Raw genomic sequence first — 17298 nt, 5'->3', positions numbered from 1 at the left:
CCAGCCAAACCAAAGGCCTGACCAGTCCGGGGTATAAATCATAATTGGCACTGGCTTTACAAGCACCCTGTTGAGTTCTCAAAGAACAACCACACACCGATCAGAAGCACCACACTCAGTGGAACCCATCTCGGGGCTTTTCCCGCTCTGTGTCCCCGCCGCTCTCGCGCCGGGCACTTTTACTACGTTACCTCACCGTTTTCGCCGTGTCAAACCGTGTGTCCCGGTCTGTCATGCTTCGTACGGGTTGGCACCGGCGCACTCACGCAGCAGCGAACCGCTGCGTCAGGTCGTCGGATTCGGCAGGCCGGCCGCTGCGGTCTCCCGCAGGCTCGCCCGGTGCCCTGCCGGTCGTAAACCTTACCCGGTCGGTTCCGCTGCACCAAATCCGCCTCGCGGCCGATCCGGCGAGCCCCGCCCGGACCGTGTCCCGCAGGAGCTAACCCCTGCCTGACCCGGTTGCCAGTCCGTTCCGGTGCTCCAGGATCTTCGTCCCGTTTGCCCCGTTCCGCGCTGGCAGAGAGAAAGTTACGCGTCCACGGGTTTGATCGTCAAATCGACGGGTAGCGTCCCGCGTCACACTCTGGTTGTAACGACGTTTTCGCAGTTCAGGATGCGGCGTTGCGACGGACGGCCAGCCACGAGCGGACGCCGAGGACACCGACGGTCGTACCGATGGCCAGCGACGCCGCGATCAACAGCGCGTGCACCCACAGGAAACTGGTGGGCGTGCCGTCCCCCACCGTGCCGGCCGACCAGGCCCGCGGGTCCTGCCAGATGGCCACCGCGAACCTCGGCCAGATCACCCAGGTCCAGATCCCGACCCCGACCAGGAAGACAGACCACCCGCGCGACAGCACCATGGCTGCCGAGTATGCCACCGGGGCTGGTCACCGGGGCGGACGGCGGCCCAGCTCGTTTCTGGCGCCACCAGGCTGGGCACTGAGTAGCGGGACAGCCGAAAGCCGTCCCCGGAGGTGCCCCGTGCAACCCTCGATCTTCAATCCATGGGCCTGGCGAGACCCGTCCGCTCTGGCCGGTGGGTACACGCAGACCACTCCCTCGACCAGCCCTCCGGACGAGCCGGGCGACAGGCGTGAAGGTCCCGACGCCCCCGGCCCGGGTACGCCCGTCGACCTGGTCGGCTACCAGGTCCAGGCGAGCGACGGGCGGATCGGCGCAATCGACGAGGCGAGCGACGAGGCGGATGCCGGCTACCTGGTGGTGGACACCGGGCCGTGGATCCTCGGTCGCAAGGTGCTGCTGCCAGCCGGCACGGTGGACCGGGTCGACCACCAGGACCGTGCCGTACACGTCGACCTGACCCGGCAGGAGATCAAGGACGCGCCGCCGTTCGACCCGGAGTCGACCGACCCGGAGTACCGGGACCGCGTCGGCAGGTACTACACGGACCGTTACCTGCCACCACCGGGAGAGGCACCGCGGGTAATGTGAGGCCGTGGTCCGGGTGAGCAGCTGCGCGCCGGAGGCGGTCGATCTGGTCGATGGCCTCCCGCTCGGCGTGGTGCCCCGGTTCCCATACAGCTCCGGCGATGGCCGTGAGCAACTCCTCGATGTCCTCCGTGCCGGTGGTCTGCGTTTCCGCGCCGGCGCGCGATGGCGGGCGACCCGCTGAGTCGATCCCGCTGACCGAGGGGGCCAACCCGCCCCGCTCGGCGCGCGCCCACGCGTGACCCACCTTCCGAGTACGAGAGGCACACCACCATGTCCGTCGCACGCATGCTCACCGGCGACCGGCCCACCGGTCGCCTGCACCTAGGCCACTACGTAGGCAGCATCGCCAACCGGGTGCGGTTGCACGAGCGGTACGAGAGCTTCTTCATCATCGCCGACCTGCACATGTTGACCACCAGGAACCGCCGCGAGGACATCGACCAGGTCTCCACCAACGCCCGCGAGATGGTGACCGACATCCTCGCCGCCGGCGTGGACCCAGCACGGGCCACGTTCTACCTCCAGTCGGCCATCCCGGAGGTGGGCGACCTCAACACCCTCCTGCAGAACCTGGTGACTGTCCCCCGGCTGGAACGGGTGCCGTCGCTCAAGGACATGGCCCGCGACGCCGGCAAGGAGGAGATGCCGTACGGGTTGCTGGGTTACCCGGTGCTCCAGGCCGCGGACATCCTCTGCGTCAAGGGTGAGGTGGTCCCGGTCGGCCGGGACAACGCCGCGCACGTCGAGGTGACCCGCGAGATCGCGCGCCGGTTCAACCACCTCTACGGGCCGGTCTTCCCGGTGCCCGAGCTGATCCCGGCGGAGACACCCAGCCTGGTGGGCACCGACGGGGCGGCCAAGATGAGCAAGAGCCGGGGCAACACGATCGCCCTCTCCGACGATCCGGCGACGGTGCGTCGAAAGGTGCTGGGCATGTACACCGACCCGAACCGGGTGCGGGCGGACGTGCCGGGAACGGTGGAGGGCAATCCGGTCTTCGCGTACCACGAGGTGTTCAACCCGGACCGGGACGAGGTGGCGGACCTGGCCCGGCGCTACCGGGCCGGGCGGGTCGGCGACGTGGAGGTCAAGGAGCGGCTGGTCGTCGCGTTGGAGTCGTTCCTGGCGCCGATCCGGCAGCGTCGGGCCGAGATCGAGGCTGACCGAGGGTTGGTGGACCGGTTGATCGTCGAGGGCACCGAGCGGACCCGGCTGGAGGCCCGCCAGACCCTGGTCGAGGTACGGCGGGCGATGGGGTTGACCGGCGCGTACCAGCAGGTGCGGCGGCGAGCCGAGCGCAGCAGGCGCCGGCGGGAGGCGTCGGCCTGAGCGGCGTGCGCCTCCAGAAGTTCCGGTCGTCGTGTCGACATCCCCGGTCCCCGTTCGTCGTCATGCTGTACGGCGGACGGCCCGCCGCGCGAGAGGAGCCGAGACGTGAAGTACATGCTGCTGTTCATGAGCCCCGCGACCGACGGGGAGGCCGGCAACGGGTGCACCTTCGAGGACTGGATCCGCTACGACCGGGAGATGAAGGACGCCGGGATCTGGGTGTCCGGGCATCCCCTCCAGGACCTGACCACCTGCACGACGGTGCAGGTGGGCCCGGACGGCGAGCGCACGATCACCGACGGGCCGTTCGCCGAGACCCGCGAGGTGCTCGGCGGGTACGACATCATCGACGTGCCGAATCTCGACGTCGCGCTGGACTGGGCGGCCCGCAGCCCGGGTGCCACCGGCGGCGCGTCGGTGCAGGTGCGGCCGGTCGCCGAGGTCAAGGTCGAGGTCTGACCGTGGCGGGTGCGGAGGCGGCAGCCGGGTCCGTGGAGGCGGTGTTCCGCGAGGAACACGGTCGGCTGCTCGCCTCACTCGTGCACCGTTTCGGCGACCTCGACCTGGCCGAGGAGGTCGCCTCGGAGGCGATCGAGGCGGCGCTGGTGCGCTGGCCCGTCGACGGTGTCCCGAGCCGGCCCGGCGCCTGGCTGCTGACCACGGCCCGCCGTCGGGCTGTCGACCGGCTGCGCCGGGACCGGGGGCTGGCGACCCGCCTGGCGGTGCTCCAGGCGGAGGCCGAGCGGGCCGACCCCGCGCCGCCCGCCGACGCGGACCCCGACCTGCCCGACGACCGGTTGGCGCTCTTCTTCACCTGTGCGCACCCGGCTCTGCCCGCGCAGGACCGTGGGGCGCTCACCCTGCGCTTCCTCGCCGGTCTCACCACGGCGGAGGTCGCGCGGGCCTTCCTGGTGCCGCACGCCACCATGGCCCAGCGTCTCGTCCGGGCCAAGCGGAAGATCCGCGACGCCCGCATCCCGTTCCGGGTGCCGGGCGCGGACGAGCTGCCGGGGCGTCTGCCCACGGTGCTCCAGGCCGTCTACTCGATCTTCACCGAGGGGTATGCCGCCAGCTCCGGCCCCGATCTCCAGCGCACCGAACTGGCCGAGGAGGCGATCCGGCTGGCTCGGATCCTGCGCCGGCTGCTGCCCGCCGAGCGGGAGGTAGCCGGTCTGCTCGGGCTGATGCTGCTGGTGCACGCCCGGCGTGTCGCCCGTACCGGGCCGGACGGGGCGGTGGTCCTCCTCGACGACCAGGACCGCGCACGCTGGGACCACGCGATGATCGACGAGGGGCGGGCGCTGGTACTCGTGGCGTTGACCGGCCCGGCGCCCGGGCCGTACGGGGTGCAGGCCGCCATCGCCGCGCTGCACGACGAGGCCGCCGACGTGGCCAGCACCGACTGGCCCCAGGTGGTGGCGCTCTACGACGTGCTGCTCACCATGGTCCCCTCACCGGTCGTGGCGCTGAACCGGGCTGCCGCCGTGGCGATGCGCGACGGGCCGGACGCCGGGCTCGCCCTGCTGGACGGGTTGGCCGACGATCCGCGTCTACGCGGCTACCACCTCTATCCGGCGACCAGGGCCGACCTGCTGCGTCGGCTCGGCCGCCACGACGAGGCCGCGGCGGCGTACCGCAGCGCGTTGGCGCTGGTAGGGACCGAGCCGGAACGGGCGCACCTGCTGCGCCGGCTGGCATCCGTCACCGACGACGGACCGGACCGCGGCTGTACCCTTCCCCGATGAGTCTTCCCCTGCCACCCGGTGAGTTCGCGGCCTACCTGTTCGACTGCGACGGCACCATCGTCGACTCGATGCCGCTGCACTACCTGGCCTGGCAGCGGGCCCTGGACGAGTGGGGCTGCGAGTTCCCGGAGGACCTCTTCTACGCCTGGGGTGGCCGTCCGACCGCCGACATCATCGTCGCGCTTAACGAGCGGCACGGCCTGGCCATGCCGGTGGCGACAGTGGTGGAGAACCGCGAGCGCATCTACCAGGAGTTGTTGCCGCAGCTCGCCGCCGTGCCCGAGGTCGTGGAGCACATCCACAACGCGCACCGGCGGGTGCCGTTCGCCGTCGTCTCCGGCAGCACCCGGGCCTCGGTCATCGCCTCCCTCGACGCGCTCGGCCTGCTGGACCGATTCGACGTGCTGGTCTGCGCCGAGGACTACACGCGGGCCAAGCCCGATCCGGAGGCGTTCCTGCTCGCGGCCGAGCACCTCGGCGTACCCCCGGGGTCCTGCCTGGTCTTCGAGGACACCGACCTGGGCATCCAGGCCGCGACGGCGGCCGGCATGGCTTCGGTACGCGTGCCGCAGCAGCGCACCCGCTGAGTGCTCAGGCCACCGTCAGCAGGAGCTTGCCCAGGTAGGAGGTCTCCAGGCGCTGGTGCGCCTCCCGTACCTTGCCCAGCGGGAACGTCTCCGCCACGTGCACCACGAACGGTCCCACCTCGATGAGTTCGTTGAGGCGCTGCAACTGTCGAGGGCTCGACTCGCCGTCGTAGGCCCGGACGACGACACCGGGTCGTTCGCCCGGCTCCGGCCGCACCCCGTGGGCGTACGCGACCACCCCGCCGTCGACAAGCGCCTCGGTGAGCCGGTCCAGCGTCCTGCCGGCAGCCATCGCGAGGATGGCGTCCACGCCGGCCGGTGCCGCGTCGCGGATCCGGGCGAGCACCTCGGTCATGTCGCCGTGCCCGTCGAGGGACACGTCGGCGCCGAGCCGGGTCACCAGCGCGACGCCGTCCGAGCCGGAGGCCACGGCGATCACGTTGAGCCCCTGCCGCTTGGCCAGCTGCACGGCCAGGTGGCCCTGGCCGCCGCTCGCGCCGAAGATCAGCAGCCAGGCGCCGGCCGACAGGCTGAGCGCGTCGAGTCCGGCGAGCGCGGTCAACGCGTCGGTGGGCATGGCGCCGGCGTGCTCGGCCGGTACGCCGTCGGGCACCTTCGCCGCGTACTGCGCCTGCACCGCCGCGTACTCGGCGTAGAAGCCGCCCTTGGGCCGTGCGGTGGCGGAGACGTAGACCAGGTCGCCCACCCCGACATTGGTGACCTGGCTGCCGGCCGCGACGACGGTCCCGGCGCCGTCGGAGCCGGGCACGATCGGGAGGTCGGAGCCCTCCGGAACCAGGACGCCCTGCCGCTCGTACACGTCCCACACCCCGACGCCGGCGCTCAAGACCTTGATCAGCACCTCGTCGTCGGCGATCTCCGGCACCGGCAGCTTCCGCAGGGTGATCACCTCCGGGCCGCCATGCTCGTCGAAGGCGGCAGCCTGCATCTGCTCGGGCACGTCCCCGTCAACCATGTGGACTCCCTGAAGATCACCACGGTGGCCGCCGCCGGTGGCGGCAGCAAGGCGGCCGCCGCCATGAAGCGGTTCGCCGTCTAGGCCGGGAAGGCGAGCCAAGCATGGCCGCGCGGATCACGCGGGCCAAGAAGAAGATCACCAACGCCCGGATGCCGTACCAAACCCCGTCGATGCCGCCCACCTACGGGCAGCGGCGGTGTCCACCGGAGTCAATGGCTGATAGTCGACGTCGTCTACCTGTCGTACACCCCGCGTTCATCTCCAGTTCCTACGTCGTTCAAAGGCTGCTTTGAGGTTCACCTGGTTACGTCCCCTTCGTCCCGACCGTGACCAGATTGGCTACCAGGATGCGACTGCCGTTCCGACGACGTGCCGTGCCGCCGGATCGCTCCGGCGGGGGTGGACCGCCAGACTCCGACCGTTCGACCCCGTCCGCCAGCCAGGCGCCGGACCGCAGTGATGATCACGCCGGTCATGCGCTGCGGGCACCGAGCAGGCTGCACGCCTTCAATCGCTACGAGATCAAGTACCTGATGTCGAGTACCGCCGTACCGGTGCTGCGCAAGGAACTCGCCCGGCGGCTCGACGCCGACAGTCACGGCATCGGTGGTGGCTACGGCGTCTGGAGCGTCTACTACGACACCCGTGATCTCCGGTTCTACTGGGAGAAGATCGAGGGCTTGCGGTTCCGGCGCAAGTTGCGGGTGCGGCACTACGGCGACCGGTCGACCGTCGACGACGACAGCACGGTGTTCGTCGAGATCAAGCAGCGGGTCAACCGGGTCACGCAGAAGCGCCGGGTCGCGTTGCCGTACCACCTCGCCCGCGACCTGTGCGACCGCCGGGAGATGGTCGCGCACGAGCCGGGCCAGCGGGCGTTCCTCGAGGAGGTCCTGGATCTGCTCTGTCGGCTGGACTTGCGCCCGGTGGCGATGACCGGGTACCAGCGCGAGGCGTTCGTCGGTCGCGGCGCCGAGGCCGGCCTGCGGGTCACCGTCGACCAGCGGGTCCGTGGCCGCGACCGCGACTTCGACCTCGGCGCGGACGCCGAGAACCGGCTCATCATCCCCGCCCGGCTCGCGGTGGTGGAGCTGAAGGCGAACGAGCGGATCCCGTACTGGCTCACCGACCTCGCGGCCGAACTGAACATGTCAGTGGTGCGGATCTCGAAGTACTGCCAGAGCGTCGAGGCGTTCGACCGCGCACCCCGATCGGTCTTCCATGTTTCCGATGACGACCCCTCCGGCACCCCCGTGCCGGCTGCTGCCCGAAGTGAGGCCTGACCCATGCCATTCGACGTCCAGGATCTGTCCGGCACGTTCAGCGTCGGCGACATCGTCATCGCGCTGTCACTGTCGTTCGTGCTCAGCGCCATGATCGGTTGGGTCTACCGGTTCACCCACCGCAACGTCTCCTACAGCCAGTCCTACGTGCAGACCCTCGTCATCCTCGGCATGCTCATCGCTCTGATCATGCTGGTGGTCGGGTCGAACATCGCCCGCGCGTTCGCGCTCGTCGGAGCGCTGTCGGTCGTGCGGTTCCGCAACGCCATCAAGGAGACCCGCGACGTCGGCTTCATCTTCCTGGTGATGGGCATCGGCATGGCCGCGGGCACCCGGTTCTACACCCTGGCAGTCGTCGCCGCCGTGGCGATCTGTCTCATCATCCTGGTCATGTACCGGTTCAACTGGTTCGCCTCCAGCATCCAGCGGCAGGTGGTGAAGGTCCAGGTCCCGCCGGACGGTGACTACACCGCACACATCCAGGACGTGCTCATCGCGCACACCAGCGAGTTCGAGCTGGTGAGCATGGAGTCGATCCGCGGCGGCGCCCTGACCGAGATGATGTACACCGTCCGGCTCAAGAAGGGCCAGGGCCCTGGCGACCTGATCACGGCCCTCGGCGAGCGGACCGGCGGGCAGCGGGTGACCGTGCTGACCGGCTACGACCAGACGGACCTGTGATGACGCCATCGCAAACGTCTCCGGCACCCCCGGGCGCGGCGATGCGGCGGCGGCTGGTGCACCGGATTCCGGTACGGGTACGGCACTACTGGAAACTGCTCGCCACCTGCGCGGCGTTCGTCGTGGTGTGCGCGGTGGTGTTCAGCACCGTACGGGTCACACCGCTGGTGACCAGCAGCGCCACCACCGCCGACCGGGTCCGCCAGAACATCGCCGGGACGACGGCTCTCTTCGACCCGGCCGTGGCGCATCGGATCACGGTGACCTTCCGCGACGAGGACTACCAGCGGCTGCTCGACGAATTCTGGGAGGAGGGCGAGAAGAGCTTCCTCGAGGCCGACCTGACGGTCGACGGCACGCGCGTTCCCAGCGTCGGTATCCGGTTGAAGGGCAACTCCACTCTCGCCGGGCTGACCCGCAACGGCGAAGCCCGACAGCGGGGGTTCGGCCCTGGCCGTCCCCCGGGCGGAGGGCAGGAACCCGGGCCGGGCGGTGACGCCCCCGTGGGGGGCTTCCCCGGCGGGGACCCAGCGGGTGCGCCGGGAGGCGGGGCGCGCGGCGGTGCCGGTCCGGGCGGATTCGCCCGGGCGTCGCTCAAGGCCGAGGAGCCGGAGACCCTGCCGTGGCTGATCCGCTTCGACGAGTTCGTCGAGGGCCGCCGCTACCAGGGCCACCGCGAGATCGCCGTACGGGTCGCCGGCATGGGTGGCGGCAGCACGGTCCTCAACGAGGCCGTGTCGCTTAACGTGTTGGCCGCCGCGGACGAGACCGCCCAGCGGTACGCGTACTCGAGTTTCACCGTCAACGACCGGCCCACCACCGCCCGGCTCATCGTCGAGCACCCGGACGAGGGTTTCGCCGACACGCTTGGCGGCGACGGTGTGCTGTACAAGAGCCTGGCCACCGGGCAGTTCACCGACCAGGGCGACGACCCCACCAGCTACGCGGACGACTTCAAACAGATCACCATGAAGGGCAGCCAGGATCTCCAGCCCGTCATCAATCTGATCAGGTGGGTCAACACCAGTAGCGACGCGGACTTCGACGCGCACCTGGACGACCACGTCGACGTACAGGCCCTCGCCCGCTACCTGGCCGTGCAGAACCTGCTGCTCAACTTCGACGACATGGCCGGGCCGGGCCGCAACTACTACCTGTGGTACGACCTGGACACGAAGAAGTTCACCGTCGTCGGCTGGGACTACAACCTCACCCTCACCGGCGACGCCAAGCAGGGCCCGCACGACGCCAGCCGGATGGGTGGCCGTTTCCCGCCGGGCGGAGGCGCCGCACCCGAGGGCATGCAACCGCCCGAGGGGATGCAACTACCTGAGGGGATGCAACTGCCGGAGGGAATGCAGCCGCCTCAGGGCATGCCGGGTCCGGGCGGCGACACCGCCGGTGCGCAGGGCCGACCGAACGGCTTCGGCGGCCACAAGCTCAAGGAACGCTTCCTCGCCAGCGCCGCCTTCAAGCCGGTCTACGAGAGCGCGTACCGCGACCTCTACCGCAGGATCTACGCGGACGGCACCGCGATGAACGCCGTCGACAGCATCACCACTGTCCTGTCCACGGTCGCCGGGTACGACCAGCAGAAGACCGCGACGGACGCCGAACAACTGAAGACACTCGTCCGGCAACGCACCGAGCACCTCGCCACCGACAGCGTCATCACCAGCGGGTGACGCGGATGGTCGGCGACGAGGCGTAGGACGCTGCGGGCGGTGGTGCGTTCGCGCACCACCGCCGCAGCATTCGCCCTTACGGCGTGGCGGTGGCCGTGGGGCGGAGCACCTCGCACGCCTTCAAGGCCTCGGCGGCCTTGGGGTCGGTCGTCGCCGGGTTGGCCCGAAGGTCGACGCCACGGTCGGCGAGGCAGTTGCGGTAGGCCGCGGTGGCGTCACCGTTGCCGCCCGCCGGGCCGCCGGGGCCGTTGCCTCCCGGGCCACCGGTGGGCCGCACCGACGCGCAGGCCTCCTGTGCCTTCTGCCAGGTCGCGTCGTCGACTCCCTGGGGGCGGAAGCCGTCCGTCCGTCCGCCACCCGGCCCGCCGGACGGGAACCCGCTGGGACGCCCGGACGGGGACGCGGTCGGGCGACCGGACGGGAAGTCGGTCGGCCGCCCGGCGGGAAACCCGCTGGGACGACCCGAGGGGAGGGTGTTCGAGATGTCGATGCCCTGGTCGCGGAGGCAGCCGAGGTATGCCGAGACACCCTCCGGCGCGCCTGCGGGCGCCTGGCTGGGGCCGTCGGAGCCACCGTCACCATCCGAGCCGCAACCGGCCGCCATGAGCAGCGCCGCCGACCCGGCGGCAAACGCCAGGGTCCATCGCGTACGGCGAGACTGTCGCATGCGCAGAGACACAGGTCCTCCATCCTCGTCGTGCCGCCGGGGTCGGAAACGTTCGGCGGCACACCGGCCCATGCAACCGTCACGACCTCCGGGCCAGGTCAGGCCAAGCTCAAAGAACCCTTCGAATCGACTCTGAGGGAACTTCGAGGTTCGGTTCAGCCATCTGCGAGGTGCGCCACCGATACTCGCCGCTTATGGGCTTCCTCCGAAGAAGATGGCGTGGCCACGGCAGGCTCGCCGTGTGCGGTCTCGCCGCGCTGGTCGTGCTCGGCGTCGCGGTGGTGGTGTGGACGTCGCACCGGGGAGAGCCGGCCCGGTCAGGCGACAGCAGCACCGCGCGGGTCGACCGGGGTGAGGTCGTCACGGCCGTCGCGACGACGGGATCGCTCGAGCCCGCGCAGACCCGCACGCTCGGCTTCAGCACCGACGGCACGGTGACGGCGGTCAACGTACGGCCCGGTGACCAGGTGAAGGCCGGTCAGGTGCTCGCCGAGATCGACGCGGCCGCGGCCAAGAAGCGGGTGAACGACCGGCGACAGTCACTCGACGACGCCGAGGACGCGCTCGACGAGGCGGAGGCGGCGGCCGACGCGGGGACGGGTGCCTGCCCCGTCGCGTCCGTCCGGAGCGGGCGGGTCCTCCCGGTCGCCCTGGTCGCCGGTGGCAGCCAGACGCCGTCGCCGTCCGCAACGCCGTCGCCGTCCGCGGTCCCGTCGGTGTCACCGAGCGGCCAACCGTCGCCGTCGCGATCGGTTCAACCGCCAGCGAGCCAGCCGTCGCGCTCCGCCGGCGGGCAAGAACCGGGTGGTGGCAAGGCACCCGGCGGTCAGGTGCCGGGCGGCGGCCGAAATGCCGCGTGTTCCGCTCAGCGGTCCGGAGATCCCGTGCTCGCCGCGCAGCAGCGGGTGACGAGTGCCGAGCTCGCCCTGGCCGAAGCGGAAGATCAGCTCGCCGGCACCAGGATCAAGGCACCGATCGGTGGCAAGGTGCTCACGGTGGCCGGCGCGGTGGGTGCCGACGTCGGTGCCGGCAGCACCTTCGTCACGCTGGCCGACGTGGGTGGCATGCAGGTGGCGGCGGATGTTCCGGAGGCCTACGCGGGCCGTCTGGAGATGGGCCAGAGCGCGACCGTCACGCTCGCCAACCGGCCGAACGAGGAGTTCGCCGCCCGCGTCGTACGGATCGACCCGGTGGGGACCGCCGACGGAAACCTGGTGCGGTACGGCGTCGTACTCGCCTTCGAGGAGGTTCCGGCGGAGCTTCTCGTCGGCCAGAGCGCGAACGTCCGGGTGCGGACCGGAGAGGTCGCCGGTGTGGTGCGGGCACCCTCGGCCGCGGTGCACGGCGACGACACCGTCGTGATCAGGACGGCCACCGGTGACCTGGTCCGCGCCGTTTCCGTCGGGCTGCGCGGCGACCAGTACACGGAGATCACGAGCGGGCTCGCCGAAGGCGACGAGGTCGTCACAGCCGGCGCAAAGGGTGGTCCTAGCTGACTCCGAGGTAGCTCCGATAGAAGAATGGCGTGGCTGGACGGTTGACCCGAGTGCTCGTCGTCGACGACGAGCCCAACATTTGTGCCCTGCTGTCGGCGACGCTGCGGCTCATCGAGTTCGACGTGCGTGTCGCCGGCAGCGGGCACGAGGCGTTGGCGGCGGCTGTCGAGTTCGACCCCGACCTGGTGGTGCTCGACGTGATGCTGCCCGACCTCGACGGCTTCCAGGTCGCGCAGCGTCTGCGGTCCGGGCAGGAACCGCACGTACCGGTGCTGTTCCTGACCGCACGCGACGCGGTCGAGGACCGCATCTCCGGCCTGACCGTCGGGGCCGACGACTACGTCACCAAGCCGTTCAGCCTGGAAGAGGTCGTCCTCCGCATCCGGGCGATCCTGCGCCGCAGCCGCATCGAGCCGAACGGCGACACCGGCATCCTGCGCTACGCCGACGTCGAACTCGACGAGGACGCGCACGAGGTACGCCGCGGCGGCCGGCTGGTCGACCTGTCGCCGACCGAGTTCAACCTCCTGCGCTACCTGCTCGTCAACGCGGGCCGGGTGGTGAGCAAGGCGCAGATCCTGGACCGGGTCTGGAACTACGACTTCGGTGGTGACGGCCGGATCGTCGAGTCGTACGTCTACTACCTCCGCAAGAAGATCGACTGCTGGGAGCCGCCGTTGATCCACACGGTCCGTGGTGTGGGGTACGCGCTGCGCCGGCCACCGGACGAATGAAAGTGCCCAGGTGGCGGCACTGGACGCTACGGTCCCGCCTCGTCGTCGCCGTGGCCGCGCTGAGCGCCGTCGCCCTGATCGTGTCCAACACGGCCGGCATCGTGCTGCTGCGTCAGTACCTCACCGACCAGATCGACAACCAACTCGCCGGAATGCGTCACGTCGCGACCCGCCCGTTGCCACCCGACCCGACCGGCGATAACCCGTTTCCGCGCGGCCGCTTCGACATGTACCGCACGCTGCTGGTCTTCGACTCCGATGGCCGCCAGATGCCGTCCCCGTCGTCGGACGAGATCTCACCCCCGCAGGTGGGGTCGATCGACGCTCTGCGGGACAGGGCGGACGGCGAACCGTTCACCGTGGAATCCGTCGACGGTGAGGACCACTGGCGGGTGACGGTGGTCACCCAACCCGACGGCGCGGTCGCCGTCCCCGCCATCTCGCTTCGCCAGGTCGAGGCCACGGCCGACCTGCTGATCGCCATCGACCTGGTCGTGATGATCGTCGTGCTGGTCCTGCTCGCGCTGGTCGCCGCCGCGGTGGTGCGGATCGGCCTGCGCCCGCTGATCCGGATGGAGAGCACCTCCACCGCGATCACGGCGGGCGACCTGACCCACCGGGTCGACGACGCCGACCCGCACACCGAGTCGGGCCGACTCGGCATCGCGTTGAACTCGATGCTCGACCGGATCGAGTCGGAGGTCGCCGCGAGGACCGCTTCCGAGCAGCGGCTCCGGCAGTTCGTCGCGGACGCTTCGCACGAACTGCGTACCCCGCTCACGTCGATCCGGGGCTTCGCCGAGCTGTACCGGCGCGGCGGGGCGCCGCCCGGGCGGCTGCTCGACGAGACGATGTCCCGCATCGAGGCGGAGGCCGCCCGGATGGGGCTGCTGGTCGAGGACATGCTGCTGCTGGCCCGGCTGGACCGCCAGCGGGAGCCGCAGCGACGCCCGGTCGACCTGCTCGCCATCGCCGCCGACACGATCAGGGACGCGCACGCCCGCCGCCCCGACCGCCGGGTCCAGTTGGCCAGCTTCGGCGGCGACCAGTGCGCCTTCGACCCGGTGACGGTGCTCGGCGACGAGCACGGGCTCCGCCAGGTCGCCACGAACCTGGTCGCCAACGCGTTACAGCACACGCCGCCGCACTCCGACATCACCATCCGGGTCGGCCGGCTGACGACGTACCGCCCGCGCCGGCACACGGCCGCCGTGGTCGGCGAAGAGCCGCCACGTCGTACGCCGATCGCGGTGTTCGAGGTCGCCGACAACGGCCCCGGCCTGCCCTCGCAACACGCCGGGCGCGTCTTCGAGCGGCTCTACCGGGCCGATCCGAGCCGAGCCCGGAGCAATGGCGGCTCGGGGCTCGGCCTGTCGATCGTCGCGGCGATCGTGAGCGGCCACGGTGGGCGGGTCGAACTGGAGACGAGTCCCGGCCAGGGAGCCGCGTTCCGGGTGCTGTTGCCCACCGGTTCCCAGTCAGCTTTGAGCTGACGCGGGGCTTGCTCCGAGCCGCCTCCTGCAGGCTGTCGCGCATGCGCCACAACCTCCCGAGACTGGGCAGGCCGTCGTTCGCGAGACTGCGGAGGTCGCCTGCCCTGATCGTCAACGTCCTACTCGCCTTGGCGGTGGCCGGCGCGGCCACCTGGGCGTACACGTCATTCAGCACCGCGAAGGCCGCCGAGCCGGGGGCCGGCGGCAGCCGCACCATCGCCGCGGCCCAGGGCACGGTCACCGCGACGGTCTCCTCCACCGGCACCGTACGCAGCGCCTCGACGGCGACTGCCACGTTCGGCACCTCCGGCACCGTCACCGCGATCAGGGTGCAGGTCGGCGACAAGGTGACCAAGGGGCAGGTCCTGGCGTCGGTTGACGACACGGCCGCGCGGCGGCAGCTCACCACCGCCCGGACCAACCTCGACGCCGCCGAGGCGGCGCTCGACCGGGCGCAGGACGCCGACGGCGACACCTCGGAGGCCGAGTCGCAGGTGGACCAGGCCGAACTCGACGTCGACGAGGCCGAGGACGCGGTGGCCGGTGCCACCCTCAAGGCGCCGATGGGGGGTACGGTGACCGCCGTCAACGGCACCGTCGGCGGATCGGCCTCGGGAAGCGGCGGCAACGCCTCGAACGGCGGCGGCAGCGCGCCGGGCGGCGCCTCCAGCGGCGGCGACACCGGAACGTCGTCGACCGGCTTCATCGAGATCGCCGACCTGAGTCGGCTGGAGGTCTCCGCCTCGGTCGCCGAGGCCGATGCCACGAAGCTCAAGGCCGGCCAGACCGGCACCGTCACCTGGAACGCACTACCGGGCGCGCGGTCGGCGGCCAAGCTCGCCGCCATCGACCCCAACGCGACGACCGAGAACAACGTCGTGACCTACGGGGTCACGTTCACCCTCGACGACCTGCCCAAGGGGGTACGCGCCGGCCAGAGCGTCAACGTGTCGGTCATCGTCGGCCAGGCCGACAACGTCCTGTACGTCAACTCGGCGGCCGTCACCAGCGCGGGCAACCGCCACACCGTCACCGTGATGGACAACGACCAGCGGGTCGTCCGCGCGGTGGAGGTCGGCCTCGAAGGCGACGGTACGACCGAGATCAAGTCCGGGCTCACCGTCGGAGAGCACGTGCTGATCACCATGCCGAGCAACTCCAACCAGGGGACGCAGCCGGGCGGCGGATTCCCCGGCGGAGGGGCGGGCCCCGGCGGTGGAGGCTTCCCGGGCGGCGGAGGGTTCCCCGGCGGCGGGCGTCCCGGAGGTGGCCGGTGACCGTCCTCGACGTACGCACCGTAACCAAGGTGTACGGCCAGGGCGCCGCCACTGTCCACGCGCTGCGCGGAGTGTCACTGACCGTCGCGCGGGGCGAGTACCTGGCGATCATGGGCTCGTCCGGCTCCGGCAAGTCCACACTCATGAACATCCTGGGCTGCCTCGACATCCCGACCACCGGTCAATACCTGCTCGACGGCGTCGACGTGAGCCGGCTCAACGACCGACAGCTCGCGCTGGTGCGCAACCGCCGCATCGGCTTCGTCTTCCAGTCGTTCAACCTGATCCCCCGCACGACCGCGGTGGCCAACGTCGAACTCCCCCTCGCCTACGCGGGCATCAAGGCGGCCGAGCGTCGTCGACGGGCGCGCGGCGCGCTGGACATGGTCGGCCTCGCCCAACGCGGTGACCACGAGCCCAACCAGCTCTCCGGCGGCCAGCAACAACGCGTCGCGGTCGCCCGGGCGCTGGTCACCGAGCCCGCGCTGGTGCTGGCCGACGAACCGACCGGCAACCTCGACAGCCGGTCGACCGAGGACATCCTCGGCATCTTCGACGACCTGCACGCCGCCGGCCGCACCATCCTGCTCATCACCCACGAGGAAGACGTCGCCGCCCGCGCGAGCCGCCTGATCCGGCTCGTCGACGGTCAGATCGTCACCGACGTCCGGCAGCGGGTGCTGGCATGAGCGCCTTCGAGGTGTTGCGTTTCGCCGTACGCGGGATCGGCGCCAACAAGCTCCGCTCCAGCCTCACCATGCTCGGCATCCTGATCGGCGTCGCGGCGGTGATCCTGCTGGTCGCCGTGGGCAACGGCTCCGCCCGCCAGGTCGCCGACCGGATCGAGGCGCTGGGCACCAAGACCCTGACCGTGCAGGGCGTCGGCGGCAGCGGCGCCCTCACCCCGGCTCTCGCCGAGGCGCTCCAGGACCCGGTCCTCGCACCCGACGTCGCATCGGTCTCGCCGGTCAGCAGCACCCAGGCGACCCTGACCTACCAGGGCACCGACCACTCGGTGCAACAACTCGTCGGCAGTTCACCCAGCTACTTCGCGGCCTCGAACTCGCCGATCGGCGCCGGCACGGCCTTCACCGCCGACGACGTCGCACAGGGTCGCCCGGTCATCGTGATCGGGCGGACCGTCGCCGACGAACTGTTCCCCGGCGTCGACGCCGTCGGCGAGGAGATCACCGTCAACGGCGCCCTGTTCTCGGTCATCGGGGTGCTGGACGAGAAGAGCAGCGCCTCCGGCTTCATGGACGCCAACGACGTCGCGATCGCACCACTGACCGCGGTCCAGCAGGCCCTCACCGGGTACGGGCCACTCACCTCGATCGTCGTCGAGGCCCGTACGCCAGAGAAGGTGACCGACGCGCAGTCACAGGTCGCCCTGATCCTGTCGCAGCGAATCCAGGTGTCGGCCGGCTCGACCAATCAGCCGTACCGCATCCAGAACGCCTCCCAGCTCCTGCAGACGCAGACCGAGACAGCCGACACGTTCACGACGCTGCTCGGCGCGGTGGCCAGCATCAGCCTGCTGGTCGGCGGCATCGGCATCACCAACATCATGTTGGTCACGGTCACCGAGCGGACCCGCGAGATCGGTATTCGCAAGGCGCTCGGCGCACCCCGCCGGGTGATCCTCACCCAGTTCCTCGCGGAGGCGACGATGCTGAGCCTGATCGGTGGTGGGTTGGGCGTCGCGGCCGCGTTCGTCGGCAGCACCTTCACCATCGTCGGCGTACGGCCGGTCATCGTGCCCAGCTCGATCGCCCTCGCCCTGTGCGTGTCGGTCGCGATCGGGCTCTTCTTCGGCAGCGTACCCGCCAACCGCGCAGCCGGCCTCCGTCCCATCGACGCCCTCCGCTACGAGTGACCCGGGAGAAC

The 17298-nt window shown here is 70.7% G+C and carries 17 protein-coding genes; 14 read left to right on the top strand and 3 right to left on the bottom strand.

Annotation, left to right across the window (positions count from 1 at the left end):
• Positions 1-608: 608 nt before the first annotated feature.
• Positions 609-863: an SCO4848 family membrane protein gene (locus FHG89_RS30540; protein ID WP_139587842.1), complete on the bottom strand. Its 255-nt coding sequence runs from the start codon at positions 861-863 to the stop codon at positions 609-611.
• Between the two features lie 121 nt (positions 864-984).
• Here FHG89_RS30540 and FHG89_RS30535 point away from each other — a divergent pair, with 121 nt between their 5' ends.
• The 5 genes from FHG89_RS30535 (at position 985) to FHG89_RS30515 (ending at position 5116) form a co-directional block, all read left to right on the top strand.
• The gene (locus tag FHG89_RS30535; protein WP_139587841.1) at positions 985-1455 is read left to right on the top strand and encodes a PRC-barrel domain-containing protein; all 471 of its coding nucleotides are present in this window, start codon (positions 985-987) and stop codon (positions 1453-1455) included.
• 270 nt (positions 1456-1725) lie between these two features.
• A complete protein-coding gene (trpS, locus tag FHG89_RS30530; RefSeq protein WP_139587840.1) occupies positions 1726-2784 on the top strand; it encodes a tryptophan--tRNA ligase in 1059 nt (352 codons plus the stop codon).
• 114 nt (positions 2785-2898) lie between these two features.
• A complete protein-coding gene (locus FHG89_RS30525) occupies positions 2899-3243 on the top strand; it encodes a YciI family protein (RefSeq protein WP_341874284.1) in 345 nt (114 codons plus the stop codon).
• Between the two features lie 2 nt (positions 3244-3245).
• A complete protein-coding gene (locus FHG89_RS30520) occupies positions 3246-4529 on the top strand; it encodes an RNA polymerase sigma factor (RefSeq protein ID WP_139587838.1) in 1284 nt (427 codons plus the stop codon).
• Complete coding sequence (locus FHG89_RS30515; RefSeq protein ID WP_139587837.1) at positions 4526-5116, top strand: HAD family hydrolase; 591 nt, start codon at positions 4526-4528, stop codon at positions 5114-5116. Before FHG89_RS30520 ends, FHG89_RS30515 begins: the two co-directional genes overlap by 4 nt.
• Before the next feature lie 4 nt (positions 5117-5120).
• Here the strand turns inward: FHG89_RS30515 and FHG89_RS30510 are convergent, their stop codons facing one another.
• Positions 5121-6092 (bottom strand): NADP-dependent oxidoreductase, encoded by a 972-nt coding sequence (locus FHG89_RS30510; RefSeq protein ID WP_208761164.1) that lies wholly within the window; start codon positions 6090-6092, stop codon positions 5121-5123.
• A gap of 350 nt (positions 6093-6442) precedes the next feature.
• Here FHG89_RS30510 and FHG89_RS30505 point away from each other — a divergent pair, with 350 nt between their 5' ends.
• From FHG89_RS30505 to FHG89_RS30495, 3 genes are read left to right on the top strand one after another with little or no spacing between them, the layout of a single operon-like run.
• Entirely contained in the window at positions 6443-7378 is a 936-nt protein-coding gene (locus FHG89_RS30505; RefSeq protein ID WP_139587836.1) for a polyphosphate polymerase domain-containing protein, read from the top strand.
• A 3-nt stretch (positions 7379-7381) separates the two neighbouring features.
• Positions 7382-8059, top strand: a complete 678-nt coding sequence (locus FHG89_RS30500) for a DUF4956 domain-containing protein (protein ID WP_139587835.1) — start codon at positions 7382-7384, stop codon at positions 8057-8059.
• Positions 8059-9744 carry a CotH kinase family protein gene (locus tag FHG89_RS30495; protein WP_208761163.1) on the top strand — a complete coding sequence of 562 codons (1686 nt, stop codon included), beginning with the start codon at positions 8059-8061 and terminating at the stop codon, positions 9742-9744. The genes FHG89_RS30500 and FHG89_RS30495 overlap by 1 nt, the downstream gene beginning before the upstream one ends.
• A 76-nt stretch (positions 9745-9820) precedes the next feature.
• Here FHG89_RS30495 and FHG89_RS30490 read toward each other — a convergent pair whose 3' ends face one another.
• Positions 9821-10423: a hypothetical protein gene (locus tag FHG89_RS30490; protein WP_244296011.1), complete on the bottom strand. Its 603-nt coding sequence runs from the start codon at positions 10421-10423 to the stop codon at positions 9821-9823.
• Between the two features lie 227 nt (positions 10424-10650).
• Here FHG89_RS30490 and FHG89_RS30485 point away from each other — a divergent pair, with 227 nt between their 5' ends.
• Genes FHG89_RS30485 through FHG89_RS30460 form a run of 6 tightly spaced genes read left to right on the top strand, consistent with a single transcriptional unit; the run spans position 10651 to position 17287 of the window.
• Positions 10651-11907: an efflux RND transporter periplasmic adaptor subunit gene (locus FHG89_RS30485; RefSeq protein WP_244296009.1), complete on the top strand. Its 1257-nt coding sequence runs from the start codon at positions 10651-10653 to the stop codon at positions 11905-11907.
• Between the two features lie 29 nt (positions 11908-11936).
• Positions 11937-12641 (top strand): response regulator transcription factor, encoded by a 705-nt coding sequence (locus tag FHG89_RS30480; RefSeq protein WP_139587833.1) that lies wholly within the window; start codon positions 11937-11939, stop codon positions 12639-12641.
• Positions 12638-14134, top strand: a complete 1497-nt coding sequence (locus FHG89_RS30475; protein WP_139587832.1) for a sensor histidine kinase — start codon at positions 12638-12640, stop codon at positions 14132-14134. Before FHG89_RS30480 ends, FHG89_RS30475 begins: the two co-directional genes overlap by 4 nt.
• A 41-nt stretch (positions 14135-14175) precedes the next feature.
• A complete protein-coding gene (locus FHG89_RS30470) occupies positions 14176-15411 on the top strand; it encodes an efflux RND transporter periplasmic adaptor subunit (RefSeq protein ID WP_139587831.1) in 1236 nt (411 codons plus the stop codon).
• Complete coding sequence (locus tag FHG89_RS30465; RefSeq protein ID WP_139587830.1) at positions 15408-16100, top strand: ABC transporter ATP-binding protein; 693 nt, start codon at positions 15408-15410, stop codon at positions 16098-16100. Before FHG89_RS30470 ends, FHG89_RS30465 begins: the two co-directional genes overlap by 4 nt.
• A complete protein-coding gene (locus FHG89_RS30460; protein WP_139587829.1) occupies positions 16097-17287 on the top strand; it encodes an ABC transporter permease in 1191 nt (396 codons plus the stop codon). The genes FHG89_RS30465 and FHG89_RS30460 overlap by 4 nt, the downstream gene beginning before the upstream one ends.
• Positions 17288-17298 lie beyond the last annotated feature (11 nt).

The organism is Micromonospora orduensis (assembly GCF_006228125.1).
GTDB classification, from domain to species: Bacteria; Actinomycetota; Actinomycetes; order Mycobacteriales; family Micromonosporaceae; genus Micromonospora; species Micromonospora orduensis.
Note: the sequence above shows the minus strand (reverse complement) of the source record. Positions and strands in the feature narration are given on the sequence as shown.

Bases quoted from the DNA above. Each gene is read 5' to 3' on its own strand.
- FHG89_RS30540 (WP_139587842.1), bottom strand. From the start codon at position 863: ATGGTGCTGTCGCGCGGGTGGTCTGTCTTCCTGGTCGGGGTCGGGATC.
- trpS (WP_139587840.1), top strand. From the start codon at position 1,726: ATGTCCGTCGCACGCATGCTCACCGGCGACCGGCCCACCGGTCGCCTG.
- FHG89_RS30525 (WP_341874284.1), top strand. From the start codon at position 2,899: ATGCTGCTGTTCATGAGCCCCGCGACCGACGGGGAGGCCGGCAACGGG.
- FHG89_RS30515 (WP_139587837.1), top strand. From the start codon at position 4,526: ATGAGTCTTCCCCTGCCACCCGGTGAGTTCGCGGCCTACCTGTTCGAC.
- FHG89_RS30510 (WP_208761164.1), bottom strand. From the start codon at position 6,092: ATGGTTGACGGGGACGTGCCCGAGCAGATGCAGGCTGCCGCCTTCGAC.
- FHG89_RS30505 (WP_139587836.1), top strand. From the start codon at position 6,443: ATGCGACTGCCGTTCCGACGACGTGCCGTGCCGCCGGATCGCTCCGGC.
- FHG89_RS30500 (WP_139587835.1), top strand. From the start codon at position 7,382: ATGCCATTCGACGTCCAGGATCTGTCCGGCACGTTCAGCGTCGGCGAC.
- FHG89_RS30495 (WP_208761163.1), top strand. From the start codon at position 8,059: ATGACGCCATCGCAAACGTCTCCGGCACCCCCGGGCGCGGCGATGCGG.
- FHG89_RS30475 (WP_139587832.1), top strand. From the start codon at position 12,638: ATGAAAGTGCCCAGGTGGCGGCACTGGACGCTACGGTCCCGCCTCGTC.
- FHG89_RS30470 (WP_139587831.1), top strand. From the start codon at position 14,176: ATGCGCCACAACCTCCCGAGACTGGGCAGGCCGTCGTTCGCGAGACTG.
- FHG89_RS30460 (WP_139587829.1), top strand. From the start codon at position 16,097: ATGAGCGCCTTCGAGGTGTTGCGTTTCGCCGTACGCGGGATCGGCGCC.